This is a genomic window from Pseudomonas sp. NBRC 111132 (genome assembly GCF_001320565.1).
Lineage (GTDB): Bacteria > Pseudomonadota > Gammaproteobacteria > Pseudomonadales > Pseudomonadaceae > Aquipseudomonas > Aquipseudomonas putida_P.
In genome coordinates this window covers 64783-77605 of the sequence record NZ_BCBI01000010.1, presented here as the reverse complement: position 1 = coordinate 77605, position 12823 = coordinate 64783, and the positions used below count along the sequence as shown (strand labels likewise).

Annotated in this window: 12 protein-coding genes; 10 read left to right on the top strand and 2 right to left on the bottom strand. The window is 60.7% G+C overall.

The features are described 5' to 3' along the window. Window positions 1-21: 21 nt before the first annotated feature. From odhB to APH35_RS07115, 6 genes are all read left to right on the top strand, one after another. Entirely contained in the window at window positions 22-1242 is a 1221-nt protein-coding gene (gene odhB / locus APH35_RS07140) for a 2-oxoglutarate dehydrogenase complex dihydrolipoyllysine-residue succinyltransferase (RefSeq protein ID WP_012273352.1), read from the top strand. A gap of 93 nt (window positions 1243-1335) precedes the next feature. Further along, window positions 1336-2772 carry a dihydrolipoyl dehydrogenase gene (lpdA, locus tag APH35_RS07135; protein WP_012273351.1) on the top strand — a complete coding sequence of 479 codons (1437 nt, stop codon included), beginning with the start codon at window positions 1336-1338 and terminating at the stop codon, window positions 2770-2772. A gap of 172 nt (window positions 2773-2944) precedes the next feature. After that, a complete protein-coding gene (gene sucC, locus APH35_RS07130; protein ID WP_008091914.1) occupies window positions 2945-4111 on the top strand; it encodes an ADP-forming succinate--CoA ligase subunit beta in 1167 nt (388 codons plus the stop codon). Beyond that, window positions 4111-4995 (top strand): succinate--CoA ligase subunit alpha, encoded by an 885-nt coding sequence (sucD, locus tag APH35_RS07125; protein WP_003254203.1) that lies wholly within the window; start codon window positions 4111-4113, stop codon window positions 4993-4995. The genes sucC and sucD overlap by 1 nt, the downstream gene beginning before the upstream one ends. A 372-nt stretch (window positions 4996-5367) precedes the next feature. After that, window positions 5368-6681 (top strand): branched-chain amino acid transport system II carrier protein, encoded by a 1314-nt coding sequence (brnQ, locus tag APH35_RS07120; protein WP_012273350.1) that lies wholly within the window; start codon window positions 5368-5370, stop codon window positions 6679-6681. Window positions 6682-6897: 216 nt separating this feature from the next. Then, window positions 6898-7647, top strand: coding sequence for a DUF599 domain-containing protein (locus APH35_RS07115; protein ID WP_012273349.1), 750 nt, complete (start codon window positions 6898-6900; stop codon window positions 7645-7647). Window positions 7648-7714: 67 nt separating this feature from the next. Here APH35_RS07115 and APH35_RS07110 read toward each other — a convergent pair whose 3' ends face one another. After that, on the bottom strand, window positions 7715-8017 hold the full coding sequence (locus tag APH35_RS07110) for a hypothetical protein (RefSeq protein ID WP_012273348.1): 303 nt from the start codon (window positions 8015-8017) through the stop codon (window positions 7715-7717). Between the two features lie 154 nt (window positions 8018-8171). On the opposite strand from APH35_RS07110, the gene APH35_RS07105 reads away from it, so the two are divergent. The 4 genes from APH35_RS07105 (at window position 8172) to APH35_RS07090 (ending at window position 11889) form a co-directional block, all read left to right on the top strand. After that, window positions 8172-8648 carry a PaaI family thioesterase gene (locus APH35_RS07105; RefSeq protein ID WP_012273347.1) on the top strand — a complete coding sequence of 159 codons (477 nt, stop codon included), beginning with the start codon at window positions 8172-8174 and terminating at the stop codon, window positions 8646-8648. Beyond that, window positions 8645-9127, top strand: a complete 483-nt coding sequence (locus APH35_RS07100) for a PaaI family thioesterase (protein ID WP_060514478.1) — start codon at window positions 8645-8647, stop codon at window positions 9125-9127. The genes APH35_RS07105 and APH35_RS07100 overlap by 4 nt, the downstream gene beginning before the upstream one ends. A 70-nt stretch (window positions 9128-9197) precedes the next feature. Further along, complete coding sequence (gene htpG / locus APH35_RS07095) at window positions 9198-11102, top strand: molecular chaperone HtpG (protein ID WP_012273345.1); 1905 nt, start codon at window positions 9198-9200, stop codon at window positions 11100-11102. 61 nt (window positions 11103-11163) lie between these two features. Further along, window positions 11164-11889 (top strand): dienelactone hydrolase family protein, encoded by a 726-nt coding sequence (locus APH35_RS07090; RefSeq protein ID WP_012273344.1) that lies wholly within the window; start codon window positions 11164-11166, stop codon window positions 11887-11889. 32 nt (window positions 11890-11921) lie between these two features. Here APH35_RS07090 and APH35_RS07085 read toward each other — a convergent pair whose 3' ends face one another. Beyond that, window positions 11922-12785, bottom strand: a complete 864-nt coding sequence (locus APH35_RS07085; protein ID WP_060493835.1) for a pirin family protein — start codon at window positions 12783-12785, stop codon at window positions 11922-11924. Window positions 12786-12823: the final 38 nt, after the last annotated feature.

Sequence of the window (12823 nt, the reverse complement as noted above, 5' to 3'; positions counted from 1 at the left end):
GAATTTAAGGAAACACTGATAATGGCTATCGAGATCAAAGCCCCAACCTTCCCGGAATCGGTTGCCGATGGCACCGTTGCCACCTGGCACAAGAAGCCGGGCGAAGCCGTCAAGCGTGACGAGCTGATCGTCGACATCGAGACCGACAAGGTTGTCCTGGAAGTTCTGGCTACCGCCGATGGCGTGCTGGGCGACATCGTCAAGGGCGAGGGCGACACCGTCCTGTCCGACGAAGTGCTGGGTTCGATCGTTGAAGGCGGTGCTGCCGCCGCTCCAGCCGCAGCTGCCGCGCCTGCTGCTGCTCCGGCCGCTGCTGCCGCTGATGCTGGCGAAGATGACCCGGTTGCTGCCCCGGCCGCGCGCAAGCTGGCTGAAGAAAACGGCATCGACCTGGCTACCGTTGCCGGTACTGGCAAAGGCGGTCGCGTCACCAAGGAAGACGTGGTGGCTGCTGTTGCCAACAAGAAGTCGGCCCCTGCCGCTGCACCGGCTGCCAAGCCTGCTGCCGCTGCTGCACCGGTTGTCGTCGCCGCTGGCGACCGCACCGAGAAGCGCGTGCCGATGACTCGCCTGCGTGCCAAGATCGCCGAGCGTCTGGTCGAAGCCCAGTCGAACATGGCCATGCTGACCACCTTCAACGAAGTCGACATGACCGAAGTCATGGCCCTGCGTTCGAAGTACAAGGACCTGTTCGAGAAGACCCATAACGGCGTACGCCTGGGCTTCATGTCGTTCTTCGTCAAGGCCGCCACCGAAGCCCTGAAGCGCTTCCCGGCTGTCAACGCCTCGATCGACGGTAACGACATTGTCTACCACGGCTTCGCTGACGTGGGTGTTGCGGTTTCCAGCGACCGTGGCCTGGTGGTCCCGGTACTGCGCAACGCCGAGTCGATGAGCCTGGCTGAAATCGAAAACGGCATTGCCACCTTCGGCAAGAAAGCCCGTGACGGCAAACTGTCGATCGAAGAAATGACCGGCGGTACCTTCACCATCACCAACGGCGGTACCTTCGGTTCGATGATGTCGACCCCGATCGTCAACCCGCCGCAGGCCGCGATCCTCGGCATGCACAACATCATCCAGCGCCCGATGGCCGTCAATGGTCAGGTCGTGATTCGCCCGATGATGTACCTGGCACTGTCCTACGATCACCGCCTGATCGATGGTAAGGAAGCGGTAACCTTCCTGGTCACCATCAAGAACCTGCTGGAAGATCCGTCTCGCCTGCTGCTGGACATCTAACCCTCTGGCTGCGTACCGTGCCGGCCTTGGCTTCGCAAGAAGCCATGCCGCGCGGTTCGCGGCTTGTAGCTTGTAGCTGATAAGGAATCTTTTATGACCCAGAAATTCGACGTAGTGGTGATTGGTGCAGGTCCTGGCGGCTATGTGGCTGCCATCAAGGCTGCCCAACTTGGTCTGAAGACTGCCTGTATCGAGAAGTACACCGACGCCGAGGGCAAGCTGGCCCTGGGCGGCACCTGCCTGAACGTAGGTTGCATTCCTTCCAAGGCGCTGCTGGACAGCTCCTGGAAATACAAGGAAGCCAAAGAGAGCTTCAACGTCCACGGTATCTCCACTGGCGAAGTGAAGATGGACGTCGCCGCGATGGTTGGCCGCAAGGCTGGCATCGTCAAGAACCTGACCGGTGGCGTTGCCACCCTGTTCAAGGCCAACGGCGTTACTTCGATCCAGGGCCACGGCAAGCTGCTGGCTGGCAAAAAAGTCGAAGTCACCAAGGCTGACGGCACCACCGAAGTCATCGAAGCCGAGAACGTGATCCTGGCTTCCGGCTCGCGCCCGATCGACATTCCACCGGCCCCGGTCGACCAGAACGTCATCGTCGACTCCACCGGCGCCCTGGAATTCCAGACCGTACCGAAGCGCCTGGGCGTTATCGGTGCTGGCGTGATCGGCCTGGAGCTGGGTTCGGTATGGGCTCGTCTGGGTGCTGAAGTCACTGTCCTGGAAGCCCTGGACACCTTCCTGATGGCTGCCGACACCGCTGTGTCGAAAGAAGCCCAGAAGACCCTGACCAAGCAAGGCCTGGACATCAAGCTGGGCGCTCGCGTCACCGGCTCGAAAGTCAACGGCAACGAAGTCGAAGTCACCTACACCAACGCCGAAGGCGAGCAGAAGATCACCTTCGACAAGCTGATCGTCGCGGTCGGCCGTCGCCCGGTGACCACCGATCTGCTGGCTGCCGACAGCGGCGTGACCATCGACGAGCGTGGCTACATCTTCGTCGACGATCACTGTGCCACCAGCGTTCCGGGCGTGTTCGCCATCGGTGACGTGGTACGCGGCATGATGCTGGCCCACAAGGCGTCGGAAGAGGGCATCATGGTGGTCGAGCGCATCAAAGGCCACAAGGCCCAGATGAACTACGACCTGATCCCGTCGGTTATCTACACCCACCCGGAAATCGCATGGGTCGGCAAGACCGAACAGGCCTTGAAGGCCGAGGGCGTTGAGGTTAACGTGGGCACCTTCCCGTTCGCGGCCAGCGGCCGTGCGATGGCTGCCAACGACACCGGTGGTTTCGTCAAGGTCATCGCCGATGCCAAGACCGACCGCGTCCTGGGTGTACACGTGATTGGCCCATCGGCTGCCGAACTGGTGCAGCAGGGCGCAATCGCAATGGAATTCGGCACCAGTGCCGAGGATCTGGGCATGATGGTCTTCAGCCATCCGACCCTGTCCGAAGCGTTGCATGAAGCAGCGCTGGCAGTGAATGGCGGCGCCATTCACGTGGCCAACCGTAAGAAGCGTTAATTATAAGAAACCACGGCGGGCAGCCCGTCGTGAGTCTTGCGTGCATGACTCACCGCGGAACGTCCGCCGGACCGGATCACATGGGAAAACCCGGGGTCAACGGTCACAGGTGGTGCGGCGCCAGTGATGGCGCAGCGCCGAAGCGCAGTACCTAACGAAGACGGTAAAAAGCATGAATCTTCACGAGTATCAGGGTAAGCAGCTGTTCGCTGAATACGGCCTGCCAGTTTCCAAGGGTTTCGCAGTCGATACCCCTGAAGCTGCAGCAGAAGCTTGCGACAAGATCGGCGGTTCCGAGTGGGTTGTAAAAGCTCAGGTTCACGCGGGTGGTCGCGGCAAAGCGGGCGGCGTCAAGCTGGTTCGCAGCAAGGAAGACGCCAAGGCGTTCGCTGCGCAATGGTTGGGCAAGCGCCTGGTAACCTACCAGACCGATGCCAACGGTCAGCCAGTGACCAAGATCCTGGTCGAATCCTGCACTGACATCGCCAAAGAGCTGTACCTGGGCGCTGTAGTCGATCGCTCGAGCCGCCGTATCGTGTTCATGGCCTCCACCGAAGGTGGCGTGGACATCGAGAAAGTCGCTCACGAAACTCCTGAGAAGATCATCAAGGCTACTATCGATCCGCTGGTCGGCGCTCAGCCGTTCCAGGGTCGTGAACTGGCATTCCAGCTGGGTCTGGAAGGCAAGCAAGTTGCACAGTTCGCCAAGATTTTCGTAGGCCTGGCCAAGCTGTTCAAAGAACATGACCTGGCCCTGCTGGAAGTCAACCCGCTGGTCATCAAGGCCGACGGCGACCTGCACTGCCTGGATGCGAAGATCAACATCGACGCAAACGCCATGTACCGTCAGCCTAAGCTGAAAACCTTCCACGACCCGTCTCAGGACGACCCTCGTGAAGCCCACGCTGCCAGCTTCGAGCTGAACTACGTGGCCCTGGAAGGCAACATCGGCTGCATGGTCAACGGTGCTGGCCTGGCCATGGGTACCATGGACATCGTCAACCTGCACGGCGGCAAGCCGGCCAACTTCCTCGACGTTGGCGGTGGTGCTACCAAAGAGCGCGTTACCGAAGCGTTCAAGATCATTCTGTCCGACAGCAATGTCGCGGCCGTTCTGGTCAACATCTTCGGCGGCATCGTTCGCTGCGACATGATTGCCGAAGGCATCATCGGTGCAGTGAAAGAAGTCGGCGTTAAAGTTCCGGTTGTGGTTCGCCTCGAAGGCAACAACGCCGAACTGGGCGCTAAAGTACTGGCAGAAAGCGGTTTGAACATCATTGCGGCAACCAGCCTGACCGACGCTGCTCAACAAGTTGTCAAAGCTGCGGAGGGCAAGTAATGAGCGTCCTGATCAATAAAGACACCAAAGTCATCTGCCAGGGCTTCACCGGCTCGCAAGGTACTTTCCACTCCGAACAGGCCATCGCCTACGGCACCAAGATGGTCGGCGGCGTAACCCCAGGCAAGGGTGGCACCACCCACCTGGGCCTGCCGGTGTTCAACACCGTCAAGGAAGCCGTGGAAGCTACCGGCGCTGACGCTTCGGTCATCTACGTACCGGCTCCGTTCTGCAAAGACTCGATCCTGGAAGCTGCCTTCGGCGGCATCAAGCTGATCGTCTGCATCACCGAAGGCATTCCTACCCTGGACATGCTGGATGCCAAGGTCAAGTGCGACGAGCTGGGCGTGACCCTGATCGGCCCTAACTGCCCAGGTGTCATCACCCCGGGCGAGTGCAAGATCGGCATCATGCCAGGCCACATCCACCTGCCAGGCAAGGTCGGTATCGTTTCGCGTTCCGGCACCCTGACCTACGAAGCTGTGAAGCAGACCACCGACGCCGGCTTCGGCCAGTCGACCTGCGTCGGCATCGGCGGTGACCCGATCCCGGGCTCCAACTTCATCGACATCCTGAAGCTGTTCCAGGAAGACCCGAAGACCGAAGCGATCGTCATGATCGGTGAGATCGGCGGTTCGGCTGAAGAAGAAGCTGCGGCCTACATCAAGGCCCACGTGACCAAGCCAGTCGTTTCCTACATCGCTGGTGTTACCGCACCTGCGGGCAAGCGCATGGGCCACGCTGGCGCCATCATCTCCGGCGGCAAGGGCACTGCGGACGAGAAGTTCGCCGCCCTGCAGGACGCTGGTGTGAAGACCGTGCGTTCCCTGGCTGACATCGGCAAGGCCCTGGCCGAGCTGACTGGCTGGGAAGCCAAGAAGTAATACTGCTACACCCCCCACGCGCACAGAGGCCACCTTCGGGTGGCCTTTGTCGTTTCTGGGGGCATCACAGGCGGCGAGGAAACTTGATGAGTTTGATAGGAATTTTCGTACAGACGAAGTTTTCAAGTGGAGGATAATTCTTACTGTCTTCGGTCGCACAGACGACAAACATGTACGCACATCGGACAAGCAGCACTGTGCCAGTGCGTTTAACTGACAAAACAGTTACATTACGCGTTCACTCTGTGCCCGTACCCCAAAAGGGAACGACACGCTAAACGGGTCTGGCCTATCAAGCCGGGCAGCATTTCCCCTCATCCAAAGGGAAATCCCCTCTCGAATCCCGATTTCAGCAGTGTGGTACTACCTTAAATGAAAGTTCTCAAAGGCCAGGATATCCTGGCGCTTGGCTTTATGACGTTTGCGCTTTTCGTTGGCGCAGGCAATATCATCTTCCCGCCTATCGTCGGTCTGCAGTCTGGTCCGCACGTGTGGATGGCAGCCCTGGGCTTCCTGGTCACTGCCGTGGGCCTGCCAGTCATCACCGTGGTCGCGCTGGCCAAGGTCGGTGGCGGCATGGATGCCCTGAGCAGCCCGATCGGCAAGTTCTTCGGCGGCCTGCTGGCAGCCGTGTGCTACCTGTCGGTCGGTCCGCTGTTCGCCACCCCGCGCACCGCGACCGTGTCGTTCGAAGTGGGTGTTGCACCGCTGACCGGTGAAAGCCCGCTGGCGCTGTTCATCTACAGCCTGGTGTACTTCGCCGTGGTACTGGCCGTGTCCATGTACCCTGGCAAGTTGCTCGACACCGTGGGCCGCTTCCTGGCGCCGTTGAAGATCATCGCTCTGGCCGTGCTGGGCATCGCTGCTTTCGCGCTGCCGGCCGGGACCATTGGTGAGGCACAGCCTGCCTATGCTGCGGCTGCGTTCTCCAAGGGCTTCTCCGATGGCTACCTGACCATGGACACCCTGGGTGCCTTGGTGTTCGGTATCGTCATCGTCAACGCCATCCGCTCGCGCGGTGTCGAGTCGCCGAAGTTGATCACCCGCTACGCCATCATCGCCGGCCTGATCGCAGGTGTTGGCCTGGCGCTGGTGTATGTCAGCTTGTTCCGTCTGGGTGCCGGCAGCCATGACATCGCGGCTGATGCCACCAACGGTGCTGCGGTTCTGCATGCTTACGTGCAGCACACCTTCGGCTCGCTGGGCAGCGGCTTCCTGGCCGTGTTGATCGCACTGGCCTGTCTGGTGACCGCGGTCGGCCTGACCTGTGCCTGCGCCGAGTATTTCAGCCAGATCCTGCCGCTGTCGTACCGTGCATTGGTGGTGATCCTGGCCGGCTTCTCGTTGCTGATCTCCAACCTCGGCCTGACCAAGCTGATCATGTTCTCGATCCCGGTGCTTACCGCCATTTACCCGCCTTGCATCGTGGTGGTTGGCCTGAGCTTCGTGAAGGACCTGTGGAACTCGCCGACCCGCATCCTGGCGCCGGTGATGCTGGTGTCGCTGGTGTTCGGCATGGTTGACGCAATCAAGGGCAGCAGCATTGCCCATGTGCTGCCGGACTTCATGGCGCATCTGCCGTTGAGCGACCAGGGCCTGGCCTGGCTTGTGCCTTCCGTGGTGACCCTGGTTGGCGCCGTGGCTTGCGACCGCATGCTCGGCAAGCCGCGCGAGGCGCTGGCCTGACCTGTTAAGTCGAAGCCTGAGGGCGGCACCGGCCACAAGCCGAAAGGTGCTCGCCAAGGGCCTAGGCAGAAAAGCCCCGTATCCGCAAGGATGCGGGGCTTTTTGTTTGCCGGCATGATCAGAGGAAAATTCAGGACGGTGTGTGCCTTTTGCCGCTTGCCAGCGTCGAAACCCGGTCCCTATTCTCTAGGCACCTGGCCCTCTCGGGAACCCTGCATGAACTTCATCCAAAGCAACCTCAACAACCTGCTGGCCGTGGCTTGGTTCGCCCTATGCTGGGGAGGTTATACCCGCTATGCCATCTGGAAGGGCCGTGACACCGCATGCCTGGCCAGCGTGCTGCACCTGTACCGCGAAGACTGGATGCGCCGCATGCTGCTGCGCGACAATCGCATCGCCGATGCCAGCGTAATCGGTAACCTCGAGCGCAACGCGTCGTTCTTTGCGTCCAGTACCCTGATCATTCTCGCCGGTATCCTTACCGTGCTTGGAGCGTCCGACCGGGCGCTGTCGTTGCTGGCCGACTTGCCGCTGGTGCAGCAGACCTCTCAAGGCATGTCGGAGATCAAGTTGCTGTGCCTGGCCACGGTGTTTGTCTACGCCTTCTTCACCTTCAGCTGGTGTATGCGCCAATACAACTTCGCCGCCGTACTGGTGGGTTCGGCACCGATGATCGGCGAGCGGCTGGTCAATGAGCTGGAGCGCAAGGCATTCGCTTCACGGGCGGCTCGGGTATTGTCGTTGGCAGCTAACCAATTCAACCTGGGTTTGCGTTCGTATTACTTCGGCATGGCGATGTTGAGCTGGTTCATCAGCCCATGGCTGTTCATGGCCATGAGTGTCGGGGTAGTGCTTATTCTGTACCGGCGAGAGTTCCATTCGGATGTGCTGGATGTGATGGTGTTCACACCTACCGAAAGTGTCACCAACGAGCCGGTCAAAGAAAGTACTGCTGCCAGCAACTGAAACGATTAATCCAAATGTTGTAGATACAAAAAAACCCGACAAAGTCGGGTTTTTTTGTTTTAGCCAATTACTGCTTGGCAGGTTCGGCTGGAGTAGCTTCTGGTGCCGGGGTGGCTGGCGCGGCTTCTGGAGCCGGAGTAGCCGGAGCGGCTTCTTCGGCAGCCTTCTGCTCGGCTTCGGCCTGATCTTTGGCGGCTTCGGCGTTTTCCTTAGCGGCTTCGTTCATTTTATCCTGAGCTTCGCCCGCTTTTTCCTGGGCTTGCTCGGCGTGTTGCTGTGCGTCCTGGGCTTTGTCTTCGCTCGCTTTATCGCAAGCGGCCAGGCCCATGGCAGCAGCCAGCATCAGAGCAAAAGCAAAAGGTTTACGCATGGGGGTGTTTCTCCTTGGTGGAATAAGTGACTTGTTCCTTCGAGTGCAACTACGCGGAATAAGTTCCGCGAAGGTTACAGATATATAACGCCGTGTTCTATATAGACTTTTTAACGAATTTATGCCGCTGCAGCGCAGCCAGTGGGAAGCGCCAATGAGTGATTCAACCTTGATGGCCATGGCCGAGCGTTTTCTTTCGGCATTGAAACATTGTCAGCTGTTGCAGATGCGCGTGGCGCAAGCCGATGGCGATGGCATGACCCTGATCCTGCCCTGGTCACCGGCCATTGTCGGCAACCCGCAAACCGGCGCCGTGCATGGCGGTGCGCTGACCACACTGATGGACACCACCTGCGGTATGGCCACGCTGTGCGTGCTGCCGCGCTTCGAAGTGTGCCCGACGCTGGACCTGCGCATCGACTACATGCACCCGGCCGAGGCCGGCAAGGACATCTACGGCCACGCACAATGCTATCGGGTTACCCGAGACGTGATCTTCACCCGTGGCACCGCCTATCAGGATGACCCCGCACAGCCAATCTGCCAGGTGGTGGGTACGTTCATGCGCCTGGGCCAGGAGATCAAGGGTGGCATCCGTTTCGGCAACAGCCTGAAGGAGGGCGAGGCATGATTCCGCATGCGGTTCGTCAGCAACTGAACGCTGCCCATGCGGTGGGCGACTACAGGCCATTGCTGGCGCTGATTCCCTATGCCGGGCTGATCGGCATCGAATGTGAACGCCAGGGCGATGACTTGTTGTTCCGCCTGCCCGCCAATGCGGACAACATCGGCAACCCGTTATTGCCGGCCATCCATGGCGGCGTGATCGCCGGCTTCATGGAGTTGTCGGCAGCGCTGTACCTGCTGATCTACAGCGAGAGCGCCAGCATTCCAAAGATCATCGACTTTTCCATCGACTACCTGCGCGCCGGGCATTTTCGTGACACTTACGCCCAGTGCCAACTGTGGCGCCAGGGCCGCCGAGTGACCAACGTGGCCATTACCGCCTGGCAAGGCGACAAGCAGACGCCGATTGCCACAGCCCGTGCGCATTTCAAGATCGAACCGGAAAAGCCCTTGAAATCATCTGGGCAGCCCCCATCTGAATGACATCCGCCGTTAACGCTGGCCGAACTGGCCGCCAGGCGCCAACTGTCATCAGATCGGAGTTTCGAAGACCATGACTGTGGAAACACAAAAGGAAACGTTGGGCTTCCAGACTGAGGTGAAGCAGCTGCTGCACCTCATGATTCACTCGTTGTACTCCAACAAGGAAATCTTCCTGCGGGAGCTGATTTCCAACGCCTCCGACGCCGCTGACAAGCTGCGTTTCGAAGCCCTGGCCAAGCCAGAGCTGCTCGAAGGCGACGCCGACCTGAAAATTCGCCTGAGCTTCGACAAGGACGCCGGTACCGTGACCCTCGAGGACAACGGCATCGGCATGAGCCGCGAAGACGTCATCGCCCACCTGGGTACCATCGCCAAGTCCGGCACCGCCGACTTCATGAAGAACCTCACCGGTGACCAGAAGAAGGACTCGCACCTGATCGGTCAGTTCGGCGTGGGCTTCTACTCCGCGTTCATCGTTGCCGACAAGGTTGACGTGTACAGCCGCCGTGCTGGCCAGCCAGCGGCCGAGGGTGTGCACTGGTCGTCGAAAGGCGAGGGCGAGTTCGAAGTCGCCACCATCGACAAGCCACAGCGCGGCACCCGCATCGTCCTGCACCTGAAGAAGGACGAACTGGAATTCGCTGATGGCTGGCGCCTGCGCAACGTGGTCAAGAAATACTCCGACCACATCGCTCTGCCGATCCAGTTGCCCAAAGAGCAGGCTGGCGCTGAAGGTGAAGAACAGCCGGCCGAAGAGTGGGAAACCGTCAACCGCGCCAGCGCCCTGTGGACCCGTTCGCGCACCGAGGTGAAGGACGAGGAGTACCAGGAGTTCTACAAGCACATCGGCCATGACTTCGAAAACCCGCTGGCCTGGAGCCACAACAAGGTCGAAGGCAAGCTCGAATACAACTCGCTGCTGTACGTGCCGGCCCGTGCGCCGTTCGACCTGTACCAGCGCGAAGCACCGCGCGGCCTGAAGCTGTACGTGCAGCGTGTGTTCATCATGGACCAGGCCGAGTCGTTCCTGCCGCTGTACCTGCGCTTCATCAAGGGTGTGGTCGATTCCAACGACCTGTCGCTGAACGTGTCGCGTGAAATCCTGCAGAAAGACCCGATCATCGATTCGATGAAGACCGCGCTCACCAAGCGCGTGCTGGACATGCTGGAGAAACTGGCGAAGAACGAACCCGAGCAGTACAAGGGCTTCTGGAAGAACTTCGGCCAAGTGTTGAAAGAAGGCCCGGCCGAAGACTTCGCCAACAAGGAGAAAATCGCCGGCCTGCTGCGCTTCGCTTCCACCCAGGACGACAGCGGCGAGCAGAGCGTCGCCCTGGCCGACTACCTGGCCCGTGCGAAGGAAGGCCAGGACAAGATCTACTACCTCACCGGCGAGTCGTACGCTCAGGTCAAGAACAGCCCGCACCTGGAAGTCTTCCGCAAGAAAGGCATCGAAGTGCTGCTGCTGACCGACCGTATCGACGAGTGGCTGATGAGCTACCTCAACGAATTCGACGGCAAGGCCTTCGTTGACATCGCCCGTGGCGATCTGGACCTGGGCAAGCTGGATTCGGAAGAAGACAAGAAAGCCCAGGAAGAAGTCGCCAAGGACAAGGAAGGCCTGGTCGAGCGCCTGAAAGGCGCGCTGGGTGACAGCGTGGCCGAAGTGCGCGTGTCGCACCGCCTGACCGACTCGCCGGCAATCCTGGCCATTGGCGAGCAGGACCTGGGCCTGCAGATGCGTCAGATTCTGGAAGCCAGCGGGCAGAAGGTGCCGGAGTCCAAGCCGATCTTCGAGTTCAACCCGAGCCACCCGCTGATCGAGAAGTTGGACAACGAGCAGAGCGAAGACCGCTTCGCCGAGCTGTCGCACATCCTGTTCGATCAGGCGGCCCTGGCGGCCGGTGACAGCCTGAAGGACCCGGCGGCGTACGTTCGTCGCCTGAACAAGCTGCTGGTCGAGCTGTCTGCTTGAGTTGATGCACAGGAAAGCCCGCTTCGGCGGGCTTTTTTCATGGTGAGCTAAGGAGTGCTTGATGAGCAAGGTAATCGTCGAATCGTTGGTTTATCACCTGTCCGGCAAAACCTATGAAAGCCGCCTGGTCTATGAGCCAGGTGCGCTGCCGAAGCCCGGCCTGGTGATGGCGCCGAACTGGATGGGCATTGGCGAAGGCGCCGAGCGTATCGCCAAGGAAGTGGCCGAGAAGGGCTACGTGGTGTTGATTGCCGACCTGTACGGTCAATCGGTGCGCCCGTCCAACGCCGACGAGGCGGGTGCGGCGATGATGCCGTTGAAGAATGATCGCAGCGAGCTGCGCAAGCGTATGCAGGAAGCCCTGGCGCAGTTGCTGGGGCAGTCGAAGGCGCTACTGGAGCCGGGCAAGGTTGCAACCTTCGGCTTTTGCTTCGGTGGCTGCTGTGCGCTGGAGCTGGCGCGTACCGGCGCCGACCTGCGTGCGGCGGTGTCGTTCCACGGCACCCTGGACACGCCGAACCCGGAGGATGCCAAGCGCATCAAGGGCTCGGTGCTGGTGCTGCATGGCGCTGCCGACCCATTGGTGCCGAAAGAGCAGCTGCCGGCGTTCGAGGACGAGATGAACGCCGCCAAGGTGGACTGGCAGTTGCTGAGCTATGGCGGGGCAGTGCACTCGTTCACCGACCCGAATGCCAATGTGCCGGGTAAGATGCAGTACGACCGCCGTACCTCGGAGCGGGCGTTCCGGTCGATGCATAACCTGCTGACGGAAGTGTTCCAGCGTTGAGATCGCAGGGGGCCGTAACGCGGCCCCCAACATTACCGTGGCAGCTCGATCCTGGAGGTTTCCCCGGGCACCACTGGCCAATCCCTCGCCGCCCAGCGTGCCCTGGCCTGCTCGATCAGCTCCGGGTCACTGGCCACGAAGTTCCAGTTCATCCGCCGTGGACCATCCAGCGGCTCCCCGCCAATCAGCACCAGCTGGCACTCACCCTCCGCGTACAGTGTCACGTCTTCGCCCTCTGGCAGTACCACCAGGCTGCACGGCTCCACGTCCGCGTCGTTCATCTGCAACTCGCCATCCAGCAGGTACAGTGCTCGCTGCGCATGCTCGGTGGGTATCGGCAAGGTGGTTGCCGGCTGCATCCGTACATGGGCATAAAGGGTAGGGGAGAGCACCGGTACCGGTGACTCCAGGCAGAACCCGCTGCCTGCAATCATGCAGATGCGCACCCCCAGGCTGTCACTGACGGGCAGGCTCGCGGCCGGGTGATGGCTGTAGCTTGCCGGGCCTTGCTCATGCTCGCGCGGCGATGCCAGCCATACCTGCAGCCCATGCAGGCGCGAGCCATGGGCCAGGGCATCTTCTGGGGTGCGCTCGACGTGGGCCACGCCGCTGCCTGCGGTCATCCAGCTGACATCACCCGGCAGCACACGCTGTGCCGAGCCGAGGCTGTCCTTGTGCAGGATCGCCCCTTCAAACAGGTAGGTCAGGGTCGACAAGCCGATATGCGGGTGTTGGCGGATGTCCATGCCATGCCCGGCGGCATAGTCGGTTTCGAGCATATGGTCGAAGAACACGAACGGGCCGACGCTGCGGCACTGGGCCGAAGGCAGCGGGCGCAGGATCGGCTGGCCCTCGACCGATTCGGCGCGCGGGCGGATGATCAGGGGGCTGCTCATGGGGTGTGTTCCAGGCGAGGTGGGTGTGCACCCAGCAT